Below are 15,791 nucleotides of genomic sequence, written 5' to 3'. Positions count from 1 at the left end.
AAGGAAGAAAAGAAAAATCCCGATCGAATGACCGGGATTTCTGAGCGTGAACTGAAAATCGGGTTAAGGCAGAATTGACGGCTGATCCGCCCCTTCTTTCTCGACTTTCTGTTGCAGCATATGCTCGCGCTTCATACCAAGTTTCAACGCCAGCGCCGATGCCACGTAAATGGACGATGCCGTACCGATGGACACCCCGATAAGCATAGTCAGCGAGAAGCCTTCCAGCACCGGACCACCAAACAGGAACAGCATCAGGATAACCATTAACGTCGTACCGGAGGTAATCAACGTACGGTGCAGCGTCTGGGTCAGTGACACGTTAAAGATTTCGTAAGGCGTCCCGCGACGAATTTTGCGGAAGTTTTCACGAATACGGTCAGACACCACGATGCTGTCGTTAAGCGAGTAACCGATAACGGACATCAGCGATGCCACGATAGTCAGGTCGATCTCGATATGGAATAACGACAGGATCCCCAGCGTAATGATGACGTCGTGCGCCAGCGCGATAACCACGCCCGCCGCCAGTCGCCATTCGAAACGGATACCAACGTAAACCAGGATGGAGATCAGCGCTGCCAGCAGCGCCATCGCACCGGTTTGCGCCAGATCGGCACCTACGCTCGGTCCGACGAATTCAATACGCTTCACCGCTGCGTTCTGGTTGGTGGATTCATTAATCACACTCAACACTTTGCTGCCCAGCACCTGGCCGCCGTTGGCCCCTTCGGTCGGCGGCATACGGACCATGATGTCGTGACTGCTGCCGAAGTTCTGTAAAAGCGGATCAACAAAGCCCGCTTTTTCCAGCGCGTCGCGCATCACGTCCATCTCAGCCGGTTTTTCCAGCGTGATTTCAATCACCGTACCACCGGTGAAATCGAGACCCCAGTTAAAGCCGCGCACGCCCATCACGATGATGGCCAATACCAGCAACAGGCCTGAGATGCCGAAAGCCCAGTAGTCCCAGCGCATAAAGTCCCAGACTTTACGGCCGTGGTTCAATTGTTCAACAGTATATTCCTGTGCCACTTCGCACTCCTCAGATTGACAGCTTTTTGACGCGCTTGCCGCCATACAACAGGTTTACGATGGCACGAGTACCGACGATCGCGGTAAACATCGACGTCGCCACACCGATACCGGTAGTAATCGCGAACCCTTTAATTGCCCCGGTGCCGACGGCGTACAGGATAATGACCTTAATCAGCGTCGTAATGTTCGCATCAAAGATGGAACTGAAGGCGCCCGCATACCCTTCGTTGATCGCCTGCTGCACCGAACGTCCGTTACTCAACTCTTCTTTGATACGTTCGTTGATCAGGACGTTCGCATCGACGGCGACGGCAAGGGTTAAGACGATCCCCGCAATCCCCGGCATACTCAGCGTTGCCCCCGGCAGCAGCGACATAATGCCAACAATCAGTACCAGGTTAGCAATCAACGCGCTGGTCGCAATCAGACCAAACTTCTTGTAGAACAGAATCATGAACAGGATGGACACCGCCAGACCGGCCAGACACGCTTCCAGACCCTGCTTGATGTTCTGCATCCCCAGCGTTGGACCGATGGTCCGCTCTTCAACAATCTGAATCGGCGCAATCAGCGCACCGGCACGCAGCAGCAGAGAAAGCTGACGCGCTTCGTTCGGGTTGTTGATCCCGGTAATACGGAAGCTGTTACCCAGACGAGACTGGATGTTGGCGATGTTAATCACCTCTTCCTGTTTCACCAGCACCGCGCGACCGTTAGCGTCTTTTTTACCGCTGTCTTTGTACTCCACAAACAGGGTCGCCATCGGTTTACCGATATTGTCCTTGGTGAAGTTAGACATGATGTTGCCACCTGCGCTATCCAGCGAGATGTTTACCTGCGGTTGGTTGTATTCGTCCTGGCTTGAAGTGGAGTCAGTGATATGGTCACCGGTCAGGATAACGCGTTTGTACAGCACAACCGGCTGACCTTCACGCGTCTGTTTCACTTCGGAATCACCTGGAACACGCCCGGATGCCGCCGCAGACTGATCAACGTTGGTGTTGACCAGACGGAATTCCAGCGTCGCTGTCGCGCCAAGAATCTCTTTCGCACGCGCCGTGTCCTGAATACCCGGCAGCTCGACCACGATACGATCCGCGCCCTGGCGCTGTACCACCGGTTCGGCGACGCCCAACTGGTTCACACGGTTACGCAGGATATTGATGTTCTGTTGTACCGCGTATTCACGCGCTTCGCTCAGACGTGCATCGGTCATCACCGCGCGCAGCGCATTGCTGCCCTGACTTGAGATAACCAAATCCGGGTGACGCTTGCTGAGATAAGCAATCGCTTTATCACGTGCGTCAGCATCACGGAAGTTGATGCTCAGGCCGTAATTGTCTTCTTTACGAACGGTAGTATACGGGATGCCTTCTGTACGCAGATCGCTGCGCAGGCTATCGATATTTTGTTCCTGCAGTTTACCCAGCGCGGTATCCATATCCACTTCCATCAGGAAGTGAACGCCGCCGCGCAGGTCAAGACCGAGTTTCATCGGTTCTGCTTTGATGGCCGCCAACCAGCGCGGAGTTGCCGGAGCAAGGTTAAGCGCCACGACGTATTTATCACCCAGCACGTCCACCAGCGCTTCACGTGCACGCAGTTGGGTGTCGGTGGTGTCGAAGCGCGCAAGAATCGCGCCCTCTTCCAGTGCCACAGACTTAGCGGTAATTTTTTCTTTTTGTAACGTATTCTGGACCTGGATCAGCGTTTGCTCACTGGCGGCGACACCGCGCGCGCCAGTGATTTGAACGGCCGGATCCTCACCATACAGGTTGGGAAGCGCATACAGCAGGCCGACGACAATGACGACGATCAGCATGATGTACTTCCACAAAGGATAACGGTTTAACACGGCAGTTCCCTTAGGGAAAAGTTACTATTACAGCGCCTTCATGGTGCCTTTCGGCAGAACGGCAGCTACGAAATCACGTTTGATAACCACTTCAGTGGTATCGTTCAGTGCGATAGCGATGTAACCAGATTCTGCAACTTTGGTCACTCGGCCTACCAGGCCACCGTTAGTCAGGACTTCATCACCTTTCGCGATGGAGGCCATCAGGTTTTTATGCTCTTTAGTGCGCTTCTGCTGTGGACGCAGGATCATGAAATAGAAAATCAGACCAAACACCACCAGCATCAGAATCAGAGACATCGGGCTGCCCTGCGCCGGAGCACCTGTTGCCGCTACCGCATCAGAAATAAAAAAGCTCATTCAAATTCCCTCATTATTAAAATTAATCAACGTTCAAAGGTGGAACCGGTCGACCCTGACGTTGGTAAAAATCGGTCACGAAGCTCTCTAATTTACCCTCTTCAATAGCCTTGCGTAAACCCGCCATCAAACGCTGGTAGTAACGCAGGTTATGAATCGTATTGAGTCGCGCGCCCAATATTTCGTTGCAACGATCAAGATGATGCAAGTAGGCACGTGAATAATTGCGACAGGTGTAGCAATCACACTCAGCATCGAGTGGGCTGGTATCGCTCTTATGCTTCGCATTGCGAATTTTCACCACGCCATCGGTCACGAACAGGTGACCATTACGCGCATTGCGGGTTGGCATCACGCAGTCAAACATATCGATACCGCGACGCACGCCTTCAACCAGATCTTCAGGTTTACCGACGCCCATCAGGTACCGCGGTTTATCTGCCGGAATTTGCGGGCAAACATGCTCAAGGATGCGATGCATATCTTCCTTCGGCTCACCCACAGCCAGACCGCCGACAGCGTAGCCATCAAAGCCAATCTCTACCAGACCTTTCACAGAGATATCACGTAAATCTTCGTAAACACTGCCCTGAATGATGCCAAAAAGCGCATTTTTGTTGCCCAGACCATCAAAACGGTCGCGGCTACGCTTCGCCCAACGCAGTGACATCTCCATCGATCGTTTAGCATAGTCCCAGTCCGCCGGGTACGGCGTGCATTCGTCAAAAATCATGACAATATCGGAACCGAGATCGTACTGAATCTCCATCGACTTTTCTGGATCAAGGAAAATCGGATCGCCGTTGATCGGATTGCGGAAGTGTACGCCCTGTTCGGTGATCTTACGGATATCACCCAGGCTGAAAACCTGGAAACCGCCGGAGTCCGTCAGAATCGGGCCTTTCCACTGCATGAAATCATGCAGGTCGCCATGCAGCTTCATGATCTCCTGGCCTGGACGCAGCCAGAGATGGAAGGTATTACCAAGGATAATCTGCGCGCCAGTGGCTTCAACTTCTTCCGGCGTCATGCCTTTAACAGTGCCGTAGGTCCCCACCGGCATAAAAGCAGGCGTTTCCACAACGCCACGATCAAACACCAGGCGGCCACGGCGGGCGCGTCCGTCGGTGGTATCCAGTTCGAATTTCATTTTTTCTCCAGTACGTCAGAAAAACAGTCCAACGTGTCAACCTGCGCCGCGGATTTACTCCCCGACGCGCTCAGAAATAGCCTGCGGATTGTACGTGATAAACATCGCGTCCCCGTAGCTAAAAAAGCGATAATGTTGTTCTACCGCAGCCTTGTATGCATTCATCGTGTGCTGATAACCGGCAAATGCCGAGACCAGCATAATCAATGTCGATTCAGGGAGATGGAAGTTAGTCACCAGCGCATCAATCACTTTGTATTGATAACCTGGATAGATGAAAATTTGTGTGTCGCCAAAGAACGGTTCAATAAGCGCGTTCTTCGCCGCCTGCGCCGCGCTCTCCAGAGAACGCACTGAGGTCGTGCCAACCGCAATCACCCGGTTGCCGCGCGTTTTCGCCGCCAGCACCGCGTCCACCACCTCTTGCGGCACTTCCGCATATTCGGAGTGCATGATGTGATCTTCAATGGTGTCCACACGCACCGGCTGGAATGTCCCCGCGCCGACGTGCAGCGTTACAAACGCCATCTCGACACCTTTCTCGCGCAGTTTTTCCAGCAGCGGTTCGTCAAAGTGCAGCCCCGCGGTCGGCGCGGCAACGGCACCGGGCTTTTCGCTGTATACCGTCTGGTAAAGCTCGCGATCGGCTTCTTCATCCGGGCGCTCAATGTACGGCGGCAGCGGCATATGGCCGATGGCGTTCAGGATATCGAGCACCGTGCGCGCGTCATCAAACTCCACCTCGAACAGCGCGTCGTGGCGCGCGGTCATGGTCGCTTTGATGCTCTCATCATCGCCCAGCAGCAGCTCCGCACCCGGTTTCGGCGCCTTAGAAGCGCGAATATGTGCCAGAATACTTTTATCATCGAGCATACGTTCGACCAGCACTTCAATCTTACCGCCGCTGGCTTTACGGCCAAACAGACGCGCCGGGATCACGCGGGTATTATTAAACACCAGCAGATCGCCTGGGTTGAGCTTGTCGAGCAAATCGGTGAACGTGCCGTGCGTCAGCTCGCCCGTTGGCCCATCCAGTGACAGTAAGCGACAGCTGCTGCGCTCAGGCATGGGATAGTGAGCAATCAGGGATTCAGGTAGTTCAAAGGAGAAATCGGCGACGCGCATGACGTATACTCGTGACTTAAAAACAGGCGGCATAGTCTAGTGCTCACACCCTCTTGCTGCAACAACTAGCCGCTTCTGGAAAAATAAAACGCATGAATTTTCTCGCTCATCTGCATCTCGCTCATCTCGCTGACAGCTCTCTTTCCGGCAATTTGCTGGCCGATTTTGTGCGCGGCAACCCCGCAGAGGACTATTGCCCGGAGGTTGTCGACGGTATTTTTATGCATCGCCGCATCGATGTGCTAACCGATAACCTGCCCGAGGTAACGGAGGCCAAAACGTGGTTTCGCCCAGAAACGCGCCGTGTTGCGCCGATCACGCTCGACGTGATGTGGGATCATTTCCTGTCGCGCCACTGGTCACAGCTGTCCCCGGACATGCCGCTACCGGTGTTCGTGCGCTATGCCCATCAGCAGGTGTCGGTTATTCTGCCCGATTCGCCGCCGCGTTTTGTCAATCTGAACAACTATCTGTGGTCGGAAAAGTGGCTGGAGCGTTATCGCGATATGGATTTTATTCAGAATGTGTTGAACGGAATGGCGAGTCGCCGACCGCGTCTGGATGCGCTTCGCGATTCCTGGTATGACCTGGACAACCATTATGATGCCCTGGAAGCGCGCTTCTGGCGGTTTTATCCGCGCATGATGGAACAAGCCAGGCAGAAAACGCTCTGATACCCGTAGTTCAGTCGACCGGATAAAGCAAAGCCGCCTCCAGGCGATTTGCCCGGTGGCGCTTTCGCTTACCGGACCCCCTGAGAATATTGATAGGTAAAAGCTCACTGAACGATTGCCAGTGCCTCTTTGTCTTATTCGCCTTCACCTTCTATACTGGCCCGCGTTGCGTTCCAAAAACCCTTAACTTTGCAGGAGAATAATATGGTACTGGTGACTCGTCAGGCTCCGGATTTCACAGCAGCTGCGGTACTCGGTAGCGGTGAGATTGTTGAGAACTTCAATTTCAAACAGCACACCAACGGCAAAACGACCGTTCTGTTCTTCTGGCCAATGGATTTCACCTTCGTTTGCCCGTCTGAACTGATCGCGTTCGACAAACGTTATGAAGAATTCCAGAAGCGCGGCGTTGAAGTGGTTGGCGTTTCTTTTGACTCTGAATTCGTCCACAACGCATGGCGTAACACCCCTGTCGACAAAGGCGGCATCGGTGCAGTGAAATACGCAATGGTTGCTGACGTTAAGCGTGAAATCCAGAAAGCCTATGGCATCGAACATCCGGAAGCGGGCGTTGCGCTGCGTGGTTCTTTCCTGATCGACGCAAATGGCGTGGTTCGCCACCAGGTGGTTAACGATCTGCCGCTGGGTCGTAACATCGACGAAATGCTGCGTATGGTTGACGCGCTGCAGTTCCACGAAGAGCACGGTGAAGTTTGCCCGGCACAGTGGGAAAAAGGCAAAGAAGGTATGAACGCCTCTCCGGACGGTGTTGCAAAATACCTGACCGAAAACGTCTCCAGCCTGTAATCGGCATGAATTAACGAAAAGGCTCGCCACGGCGAGCCTTTTTTGTTTCTGACCGCCTGACCCTACCATCACGCAACATCTTTTTAACGCATCGCCATACAAATATTGATGTCATCAATGAGTAGGATCGCCCTCGAGCCTGATTTTTGCCAACTCGTTCAAACTTTGTGAAAAAAACGCCCCATTATTTGTGATAAAAATCGCATTTCTTCATTTTAAATTCAGACATTTGACTGCTTATCTTTCCTTTCCATTTCTTCCACGCCAAAAAGGTAAACTCTAACGCATTGATATAAAACAAAATAAAACGTTTGTCGACAAAATAACGCCAACATTCCCCTGATGTGATCGGCTTCAACATTTAAAAATCCATATGTGATCTGTCCCATAATTTTTGTTGCTATATTTGGCCATGATCATGTTCAGGAATATGAACGCATTAAGGATCGGATGATGGACATTATTTTTAACCCTGGACTGATTACGCTTAAGCAGAATATTTCCAGCCCCGAGCAGGCTATCGAACTGGCTGGCTCGTTACTGGTCCGACAAAATATTTGTCGCCCGGAATATGTCAGTGAAATGGTTAAGGTCTACCGGGATTTCGGCTCCGCTATTGTTATCGACTATGGCCTGGCGATGCCCCATGCCCGGCCAGAAAAAGGCGCATTGCTGACCGGATTTTCTTTAGTCACCAGTCAACAACCAATTGCCTTTGGCCATGAGGAATTTGATCCGGTTAACGTCATCATCGCCATTGCAGGCGCGGATGCCGATAGTCATATAAAAATGATCCAGCTGATCGCCTCATTGATTGAGTCCGATATCGTGACCTTTCTTCAGCAGGAAAATGACATTCATTCAGTATTACATTTCATCCAAAAACAAATGGAGTAGTCATTATGTTAGTTATCAGAACGGTTTGTGGTAACGGTATTGGCAGTTCATTAATGGCTGCGAATAATGTCAAAAAAATATGTGATGAATTAGGCATCAAAGCCGACGTTGCTTCCGTTGATTTCGCTAACGCTGTAGGAGAAAAAGCCGATCTTTATGTCACGATTAAAGAGCTGGCAAACCAGTTTCCTGCGCATTGTAACGTCGCCATTATTCGCAGCTACGTGCATAAAGCGAAAATTGCTGAAGATATTACCGAAGCACTTACCAAAATTGCTGCGACTCACTCTTAATCATTATTGAGGGAACGATCATGCAGGCTATTCTTAGTTTCTTATCAGAAATATTTAGCCAACCCGCATTCCTGATGGGGATTATCGCCTTTGTCGGCTTAGTGGCGCTACGCTCTCCTGGGAATAAATTGCTCACCGGTACCTTAAAACCTATTTTAGGGTATTTAATGTTAAGCGCAGGTGCTGGCGTTATCGTTGCCAACCTGAACCCGCTTGGTGGAATTATCGAAGCCGGATTTAATATTCGCGGCGTAATCCCTAACAACGAGGCCATTGTTTCCGTCGCACAGAAGGTGCTGGGTGTGGAAACCATGAGTATTTTGCTGTTAGGTTTTATTTTTAACCTCATTATTGCTCGCTGTACCAAGTACAAATATATCTTTCTGACCGGCCACCACTCGTTCTTTCTGGCGTGCCTGTTTTCGGCGGTTCTCCAGGCCGCGGAATTCCGCGGCTGGATGTTGGTTTTAATTGGCGGATTCTTGCTCGGCTCATGGTCGGCCATTTCTCCGGCAATCGGCCAGCGTTATACCAAACAGGTGACCGAAGACGGCGGTATCGCGATGGGACACTTTGGCTCCCTGGGCTATTACATCTCAGCCTGGATCGCCACCAAAACCGGTAACCCGGCAAACTCATTCGCCGATACTGAAATCTCAGAAAAGTGGGGTTTTCTGCGCGATACCACGGTCACAACCGGGATTGTGATGTTCATTATCTACTTTGTATGCAGCGCCGTCGCTGGCACTGAATATCTCCGTACGATAACGGATCAGAACATGTTGATCTTCTCTATTCTTACCGGTCTGCAGTTTGCGGTTGGCGTCGCCATCGTCTACAACGGCGTGCGGCTGATCCTCGGCGATCTGGTTCCGGCATTCCAGGGGATTAGCCAGAAGCTGATTCCTGACTCGATCCCTGCTGTTGACTGCGCGGTCTTCTTCACCTTCAGCCCAACGGCAGTCGTCGTAGGCTTTATCAGCTCATTTGTTGGCGGTCTGGTCGGTATGCTCATGTTGGGCGGACTGGGAATGGCGCTGATTATTCCGGGCATGGTACCGCACTTCTTCTGTGGCGGGACTTCCGGGGTATTCGCCGACAAGCTTGGCGGTAAACGCGGCTGCATCATCGCCTCCTTTATCGGCGGCATATTCCTTGCTTTCCTGCCAGCCATGCTGCTTCCGGCATTGGGGAACCTGGGCTTTGAAAACAGCACCTTCGCTGACTTTGATTTCGCAGTGTGGGGAATTATTATCGGTAACGCCTTCACCCAGTTTGGTCAGATCACTATCTACCTGATTTGTCTGGCGCTTATCGTCGCGCTGCTGGTGCCATTCTGCTTCCGTTCGGTTCGCGTAGTCGGTGACACGCTCAGCTATGAGGAGCTCACTGCGGATAAGAAAAATGAATAAGCCGTTTCATTTTTCCCTGCGGGAAGGGATGTCTTCCCGCAGCTGACAAAATAATCAGGAGTTGTTATGGCTATCTTGTCCATCGGGTTTTCATGTTTTGATCAGTTTTTCTTTTTGAACGAATGGCCGCAGGAAAATACCAAAAATTTCTGCCATGACTTTATTGAAAGTGGCGGCGGCCCGGCAGCAAATGCGGCGTGGTTGCTGGGATTATGGGGTGAAGATGTTTATTACATTGGCCATCTGAACCAGGACCTTTACGGTCAGCGTATTATTGATGAGTTTGCCCAGGCGGGCGTCGATACCAGTCAGGTCGTGTTCTCTGATGAAATGATCACACCGCTGGCATCGGTGCTGGTAAACCGCTTAACGGGGTCGCGGACGATAATTACCCGTAAAATGCAAACGCCACCTTCGCTGACTTATGACCAGAAGCTCAAGCTTGATGATTTGGCTGAACGGTTGATTGCGTCAGACGAGCCCGTAACGCTATTAATTGATGGTCATGAAGCCGAAATCAGTGAATATTTAATTAAGAAACTGCCATCGGCACGGGTGGTCATGGACGGCGGTTCATTACGTGACAGTAATATTAAACTAGCGGCCTGGACCGATTATTTTGTGGTCAGCGAGCATTTTGCCCGTGACTATATGGGATATCGTGCCCTGAGTACCGAAACGGAAATTAAAGCAGCGCTAATTGAGTTAAATAAAATTTGCCGTGGGGAAGCCTTTATTACCCTCGGGGAAAAAGGCTGCGCGCTATTAAAAAATGGTATGCTGCAAATTGTGCCTGCCTGGCTGTGCAATGCCGTTGATACCACTGGCGCAGGAGATGTATTCCACGGTGCCTTTACTTACGGCGTTCATTATTCATGGCATATTGATAATATCATTTTATTTGCCAGCCTGACTGCCGCCATTTCCATAGAGAAAAAAGGTGTCCGCGAATCTATGCCGGACCTTGCCGTTGTCCACAACTCGTTAAATAGCTACGAAAGAAACTTAAAGCAATATTTTGGCGAGTAATTGCTTTTAATGAATATCAAGAGGTGATTATGTTAGTTTCTATGAAGGACATGCTTCGGCATGCCCTACGGGACGGTTATGCCGTAGGACAATTCAATATCAATAATCTGGAATGGGTCGGTGCGGTATTAAGCACCGGACAACAGCTACGCTCTCCGGTTATTTTAGGCGTTTCCGGCGGTACAGTTAAACATATGCTGGGATTAAAATGTATTCATGACATCGTGGTGAATGCGATGGATTATTTAAACATTGATATTCCGGTCGCACTGCACCTGGATCATGGGACCACCCGTGAAGCCTGCGAAGCGGCTATCGACGCCGGATTCAGTTCTATTATGTTTGATGGTTCGCACCTGCCGTTTAACGAGAACCTGGCCATTACCCGTCATCTGGTTGAACTGGCCCACAGCAAAGGCATTTCGGTTGAAGCTGAACTGGGCACCATCGCCGGCAGTGAAGATGGCATTGTCAATTCCGAGGTTATCTACGCCGACCCACAGGAGTGCTATACCCTGGTCAAAGAAACCCAGGTCGATTGCCTGGCGGCAGCGCTGGGTTCAACCCATGGACTGTATAAAGGCAAAGCTAAACTAGGGTTTACGGAGATGAAAACCATTTCCGAGTTGGTAAAAGTCCCCCTGGTATTGCACGGCGGCACCGGTATTGCAGACGATGACATGCGTAAAGCCATTGCCTGCGGGACGGCAAAAATTAACGTCAATACCGAAAACATGTACGCCTGGTGCCAGGAAGTGAAAGCGATATTTGCTGCCGATACCGGTCACGACGTCAATGACCCGCGGAAAGTGATCAATCAGGGGCTAAAACCGGTACGCGAGATGATTGCGCGGCGCATCGAACTGTTTGGCTCGCAAAACCGCTATTAGAAACGTTTGGCCTCATCGTGTGACGCCATCTCAGGGAAAACCCGCCGCCGGTCAACGCCGGGGCGGGCGATATCGTGCTGACGGCGAGCCTTTTTATCGCTTACTGCGTCCCATCCTTTTTGACTTCCCGCCAGATACGCCAGGCCATTAACGCCAGAATGGCAACACCCAGTATCAGCGCCACCCACACCAGCACCGTTTTCCACTGGCTTTGTTGCTCGGCAGCCGATGTTGCCGTCAGTCGCGCCTCGCCGCCGAGGGCGACCTCATTCTGCGGCGTGGCCCGTGGCAGAGCGTCTATCTCCTGTGTTTTACGTAGCGACACTGGAATCAACAGATCAAGACCGATATCCGCTTTTTGCGCCGCCCGGTTGCCCCAGGCCAGCATGTAAGGCCCTTTTCCCTGAGTATTAAACACCAGTTGATAGCTGTCGCGCGCGCCGCTCAGCGCAGGCAGTCTCTCCGGCAAGCGAGCGTTAATGGTCGTCATCCGAACGGCGTCAACCAGCCCACCGGAAAGACGAATATCCTCCGAACGCTTGCCGTTCAGGCGATAAAGCACGGTTTTCGTCAGTGGCTGCCAGGGCGCTTTTTCTGCGCTACGCCACGCCAGCTCTACCGGTAAAACGCCTTCATCATCCAGAACGATGCTGAGCGAAGTCAGAGGCTGCGGCTGTGTCCAGCGCCAGATCGCTTCGTCATTGGACACCTTTTCCTCTTGCGCGCCGATCTCGATTCGTGCGGATTCCGGCGCGCTGTTTTCGGCAATGGCGGTGACGCTGTTTAACGTCAGCGCCGGGCTTTGCGAATCGAGGATCACCAGCAGATAACGATTCCCATCGGCAGAAAGTCTCAGACTGGCGCTGATGGTATCCATTTTCAGCCGATCGTTATCACGCGTCAGCGCCAGCAGCGGCGCCTCTTCCTGTACGGACCGCCAGTAGCGTAAATCACGACTGGCATAGACCGACGCTTTCCCCTGCCAGTTGCCCGTCGGGGTCTCCCAGTTCAGACGCAGTTGCTCCAGGAAAAAGTCGTCTTTCATTTCCTCCGGCAGCATCAGTAAATAGCTCTGTCCAACCGTTTTAACGTCATCACTTTCCAGATGAATTTCAATGCCGGTCTTCGAGCGTAAGACAAAAGATTCCCCGCTACGTCTCCCCTCCTCACGCGGCGGGACGGGCGACATATCCAGTGGGAAGAGTCTCAGCGTGACCGTTTGCGGTGTAACGGGTTGGGTTTTCTGCGCCACCAGCGTAAACGGCACCGTCTCCCCCGCATGATTAAAAACGCGGACATCGCGCAAATCTGGCCAGGCGGTCCCCAGGTACACCGCCTGCGGGAGCGACACGCGATACCACGGCGATGTGCCGAGCGTTTCCAGCATAACGCCCGTCGCGTAATCCCTCGGTGACTCCTTCACGTCATCACTGCCGATGGCGGTGCCTGCCACGCCCAGTAGCACACTACATAATACCGCTTTCATCCATTTCATTTTTCTTCTCCAGCTTTGGGCGGTAACGGTGAAAAATACCCGACAATGAGCACCAGTATAGCCACACCGATAAACGCAACCGCACGCGCCAGGCCGCCGCCACGCGCGCTGTCCACCAACATCAGTTTCACAATCACAATCCCTAACAATGCCGCCCCGCACAGCCATTCCCGGCGTGAACGATAGCGGGTCGCGCGCAGCATCACCACCAGCGCCACCAGCATCCAGAACAGCGCAAAACAGGTCTGAATCAGCCGAGAATGCCACAGCGCTTCCATGTTCCACGCCACGTCGCCATACCAGGCCAACGCGCGCAACAGCATACCGTTCAGCCACCAGAAGCCAAGTGCGACCAGGGCAACCACTGGCCACGGACGACATACCGACACCTGCACCGGGAAAAAGCGCAGGCAGGCGCGATAAAACACGATCAATCCCAGTAATGCAAAAGCCGCCCCTTCTTCCAGCGGATTGAGCAGCGGTAGCCAGGTCTGACGGTAGACTACGCCGTCCTGCAAATTGGTCAGCACTAACAGCCCGACCAATGCCGCCGCGACGGGAATCAGCGCCTGACAGGCATACAGCGCGGGCCAGACCCGGAACGGCCAGAACTGACGACGAACGGCCATTGCGACGAGGAAAATCAGCGCACCGCCTGCCGCCATTGCCACACCGCTGCCCCAGGCCGCCATGCCCCACGGCAGGTCGCGGGCAAACCAGAACAGTTCCGCCGCCAGCGCCAACAGAATCATCCAGAAGAACGAGAGATGCGCCAGCCTGGAAAGACGCGGCGGCAACGCCTCAGCATCACGCCAGAGCAACGCCACCGCCGCCGGCAATGCCAGACACCAGGCCAGATTCTGCCAGCCTGCGGCAAAAATCTGCTGCTGAGAAATCTGAAACAGCAGCGCCACCAGCATCATCGGCCACAGCAACCATTTGCAGGCATCCAGCGCCTGCCACGTCAGGCGTGCGGCGGCAAATCGCCAGCCCCAGACCGACACGGCCATCAGCGCCAGCACGCCCGCCATCACCTGCGAATCGGAGGTCAACTGCCACTGCGCCGCGCCCGCGAGCGCCACAATCCAGAATATCACCCCGCCCGCCAGCAGTCCCATGCTGCCGCGCAGATGAATCTTGCGCCACAGCCACGCCCCTGCCAGCCAGCAAACGCTAAGGACGGCAAAGATCAGCATCAGCGAAAGCGCAGTGGTGCCGTTCGCCTGCGCCCACAGCGCGCTGCCGAGCGCCAGCACCAGCAGTGCGGTACCGCTGTAACTCATGCGTCGCTGCTGCTGTTGTACTCCCAGCCACAGGATCCCCACCCCTTCCAGCGCCCAAGCCATGGCCGTCCACTGCGCCGACAGCGCCAGCGGTATCGCAAGAGTGGTAAACGCGCCGCCCAGCGCCAGTGCCGCCAGCACCAGCGGTCGGCCCAACGACGGGTAGCGACGTAATGCCAGCCAGGCCAGCACCAGATAAAAACCGCCGTAGCCCAACGCGCTGAGCGCCGGACCATATTCCCAGTGGCGGATAATGGCGTACTGCATGCCAAAACCGATCAGCGGCGGCGCAAACAACAAAACGCCATCAATAATCTGCTTGCCCTTCGTCTGCGCTCGCAGCGACAGCGCCACGCTCAGCACGCCAAAAAGCAGAATGTTGGCTATCAGGAACAATTGGCAGTTCAGGTAATACGCTGGCTGATAGTCATCAAGCCCCCAGAGGCCGCCAACGCCAAAGGTAAAAAGCAGGCCGAGCAGATTAAGCTCGCGCCAGTGTTGCCAGGCGCTGATCGCCAGAATGCCGACCGAAAGCAGCAAATAGAAAGAGAACAGCGCGACATAGTTACCGCTTCCCGTCGAAAGCAGCAGTGGGGCAAGATAGCCACCGAGGCTTGCCAGCATCGCCAGACTGAGCGCTTTTTGCAGAATCGCCAGTCCTACGCTTGCTGCGCAGATAACCACCAGCAGCACAAAGGCCAGCGTCATCGGCAGCATTTGCCAGAGGCGAAACGCGCCAAAGACGGTGAGATAGAGCGCACCTGTCGCCCCACCCTGCAAAATGAGAGCATAGATCGGCTGTTTATGCCGCAGACGCCAGCCTATCGCCAGCAGGACAATCGCAAACAGCGCCGCCGCAACCAGACGCAGCTCAAGCGGGAACAGGGAGTGCTCGACCGTATAGCGCAACAGGAAAGAGAGACCGAGGAAGAGAAGCAGGATCCCCAGCTTAGCAAGCGGATTGCCCTGCATAAACCAGCGCACCAGCGATGACATCACGCCGCCAAAAGCGGAGGGTTGCGCGGCGGCAACAGGGACGTCTCTTTCGACGATTTTCTCGGCGCTTGCCGCGTTCTGCGGCGTATACGAGCGCCAGGGGTTGACGTGAGCCGGTTTGGGTTCAGGTTCAGGTTCAGGTTCTGGCGCCGCCACCGGAATCGGGTCTGGGTCGCGCTCCATAACCGTCTCCGCAGGCTGAACCGGTGCCGCTGCCGCTGGTGTTATCGCAGGGGCAACAACGCCACGTTGTTCAAGCTCCTCTACCCGACGGCGTAAGCGGGCAAGCTCATCACGCGTCGTTGAACTTCGGCTGATGGCGACAATCGCCAGAACAGGCACCACGACCAGTGCGAAGAACAAAATGATGCAGCCGAGGATTAAAAGGTCGTCCATGTATTCACCTTCACTGTACGGGATCAACTAAGATTGACACAAATTGTTGCATTCGCGCTATCTCTGAAGGTGAAAATGCCGGATATGCCGT

General features: G+C 53.5%; 14 protein-coding genes. 7 read left to right on the top strand and 7 right to left on the bottom strand.

Annotation, left to right across the window (positions count from 1 at the left end):
- Positions 1-63 precede the first annotated feature (63 nt).
- The 5 genes from secF to queA are packed head-to-tail and all read right to left on the bottom strand — an operon-like array spanning position 64 to position 5,528.
- Positions 64-1,035, bottom strand: coding sequence for a protein translocase subunit SecF (gene secF / locus KI228_RS05810; protein ID WP_043001604.1), 972 nt, complete (start codon positions 1,033-1,035; stop codon positions 64-66).
- 10 nt (positions 1,036-1,045) lie between these two features.
- Positions 1,046-2,893 carry a protein translocase subunit SecD gene (gene secD / locus KI228_RS05805; protein ID WP_071888433.1) on the bottom strand — a complete coding sequence of 616 codons (1,848 nt, stop codon included), beginning with the start codon at positions 2,891-2,893 and terminating at the stop codon, positions 1,046-1,048.
- 27 nt (positions 2,894-2,920) lie between these two features.
- A complete protein-coding gene (gene yajC, locus KI228_RS05800) occupies positions 2,921-3,253 on the bottom strand; it encodes a preprotein translocase subunit YajC (RefSeq protein ID WP_042324569.1) in 333 nt (110 codons plus the stop codon).
- A gap of 22 nt (positions 3,254-3,275) precedes the next feature.
- The gene (gene tgt, locus KI228_RS05795) at positions 3,276-4,403 is read right to left on the bottom strand and encodes a tRNA guanosine(34) transglycosylase Tgt (RefSeq protein ID WP_012133574.1); all 1,128 of its coding nucleotides are present in this window, start codon (positions 4,401-4,403) and stop codon (positions 3,276-3,278) included.
- A gap of 54 nt (positions 4,404-4,457) precedes the next feature.
- On the bottom strand, positions 4,458-5,528 hold the full coding sequence (gene queA / locus KI228_RS05790; RefSeq protein WP_061070471.1) for a tRNA preQ1(34) S-adenosylmethionine ribosyltransferase-isomerase QueA: 1,071 nt from the start codon (positions 5,526-5,528) through the stop codon (positions 4,458-4,460).
- A gap of 92 nt (positions 5,529-5,620) precedes the next feature.
- Here queA and acpH point away from each other — a divergent pair, with 92 nt between their 5' ends.
- The 7 genes from acpH (at position 5,621) to fba (ending at position 11,530) form a co-directional block, all read left to right on the top strand.
- On the top strand, positions 5,621-6,202 hold the full coding sequence (gene acpH / locus KI228_RS05785) for an ACP phosphodiesterase (protein WP_061070472.1): 582 nt from the start codon (positions 5,621-5,623) through the stop codon (positions 6,200-6,202).
- A gap of 204 nt (positions 6,203-6,406) precedes the next feature.
- Positions 6,407-7,009 (top strand): peroxiredoxin, encoded by a 603-nt coding sequence (locus tag KI228_RS05780; RefSeq protein WP_043001608.1) that lies wholly within the window; start codon positions 6,407-6,409, stop codon positions 7,007-7,009.
- Between the two features lie 453 nt (positions 7,010-7,462).
- Complete coding sequence (locus tag KI228_RS05775) at positions 7,463-7,906, top strand: PTS sugar transporter subunit IIA (RefSeq protein WP_044268241.1); 444 nt, start codon at positions 7,463-7,465, stop codon at positions 7,904-7,906.
- A 5-nt stretch (positions 7,907-7,911) separates the two neighbouring features.
- Positions 7,912-8,199, top strand: coding sequence for a PTS sugar transporter subunit IIB (locus KI228_RS05770; RefSeq protein WP_004099415.1), 288 nt, complete (start codon positions 7,912-7,914; stop codon positions 8,197-8,199).
- Positions 8,200-8,219: 20 nt separating this feature from the next.
- On the top strand, positions 8,220-9,611 hold the full coding sequence (gene ulaA / locus KI228_RS05765) for a PTS ascorbate transporter subunit IIC (RefSeq protein WP_044258993.1): 1,392 nt from the start codon (positions 8,220-8,222) through the stop codon (positions 9,609-9,611).
- Between the two features lie 66 nt (positions 9,612-9,677).
- Positions 9,678-10,640, top strand: a complete 963-nt coding sequence (locus KI228_RS05760) for a carbohydrate kinase family protein (protein ID WP_061070473.1) — start codon at positions 9,678-9,680, stop codon at positions 10,638-10,640.
- 29 nt (positions 10,641-10,669) lie between these two features.
- Entirely contained in the window at positions 10,670-11,530 is an 861-nt protein-coding gene (fba, locus tag KI228_RS05755; protein WP_044327308.1) for a class II fructose-1,6-bisphosphate aldolase, read from the top strand.
- A gap of 100 nt (positions 11,531-11,630) precedes the next feature.
- Here fba and KI228_RS05750 read toward each other — a convergent pair whose 3' ends face one another.
- Together KI228_RS05750 and KI228_RS05745 are read right to left on the bottom strand one after the other, a co-directional pair.
- Positions 11,631-13,025 (bottom strand): DUF3999 domain-containing protein, encoded by a 1,395-nt coding sequence (locus tag KI228_RS05750; RefSeq protein WP_044259000.1) that lies wholly within the window; start codon positions 13,023-13,025, stop codon positions 11,631-11,633.
- Entirely contained in the window at positions 13,022-15,700 is a 2,679-nt protein-coding gene (locus KI228_RS05745; protein ID WP_061070474.1) for a DUF2339 domain-containing protein, read from the bottom strand. The genes KI228_RS05750 and KI228_RS05745 overlap by 4 nt, the downstream gene beginning before the upstream one ends.
- Positions 15,701-15,791 lie beyond the last annotated feature (91 nt).

The sequence above is a fragment of the Citrobacter amalonaticus genome, from assembly GCF_018323885.1.
Taxonomy (GTDB): domain Bacteria; phylum Pseudomonadota; class Gammaproteobacteria; order Enterobacterales; family Enterobacteriaceae; genus Citrobacter_A; species Citrobacter_A amalonaticus.
The sequence above is the reverse complement of the archived record's forward strand: the minus strand, read 5'-3'. Positions and strand labels throughout refer to the sequence as shown.

What these genes read in the sequence shown, in the direction of transcription:
- yajC (WP_042324569.1), bottom strand. Translation starts at nt 3,253, where the DNA reads ATGAGCTTTTTTATTTCTGATGCGGTAGCGGCAACAGGTGCTCCGGCG.
- tgt (WP_012133574.1), bottom strand. Translation starts at nt 4,403, where the DNA reads ATGAAATTCGAACTGGATACCACCGACGGACGCGCCCGCCGTGGCCGC.
- queA (WP_061070471.1), bottom strand. Translation starts at nt 5,528, where the DNA reads ATGCGCGTCGCCGATTTCTCCTTTGAACTACCTGAATCCCTGATTGCT.
- acpH (WP_061070472.1), top strand. Translation starts at nt 5,621, where the DNA reads ATGAATTTTCTCGCTCATCTGCATCTCGCTCATCTCGCTGACAGCTCT.
- KI228_RS05780 (WP_043001608.1), top strand. Translation starts at nt 6,407, where the DNA reads ATGGTACTGGTGACTCGTCAGGCTCCGGATTTCACAGCAGCTGCGGTA.
- KI228_RS05775 (WP_044268241.1), top strand. Translation starts at nt 7,463, where the DNA reads ATGGACATTATTTTTAACCCTGGACTGATTACGCTTAAGCAGAATATT.
- KI228_RS05770 (WP_004099415.1), top strand. Translation starts at nt 7,912, where the DNA reads ATGTTAGTTATCAGAACGGTTTGTGGTAACGGTATTGGCAGTTCATTA.
- ulaA (WP_044258993.1), top strand. Translation starts at nt 8,220, where the DNA reads ATGCAGGCTATTCTTAGTTTCTTATCAGAAATATTTAGCCAACCCGCA.
- KI228_RS05760 (WP_061070473.1), top strand. Translation starts at nt 9,678, where the DNA reads ATGGCTATCTTGTCCATCGGGTTTTCATGTTTTGATCAGTTTTTCTTT.
- fba (WP_044327308.1), top strand. Translation starts at nt 10,670, where the DNA reads ATGTTAGTTTCTATGAAGGACATGCTTCGGCATGCCCTACGGGACGGT.
- KI228_RS05750 (WP_044259000.1), bottom strand. Translation starts at nt 13,025, where the DNA reads ATGAAATGGATGAAAGCGGTATTATGTAGTGTGCTACTGGGCGTGGCA.
- KI228_RS05745 (WP_061070474.1), bottom strand. Translation starts at nt 15,700, where the DNA reads ATGGACGACCTTTTAATCCTCGGCTGCATCATTTTGTTCTTCGCACTG.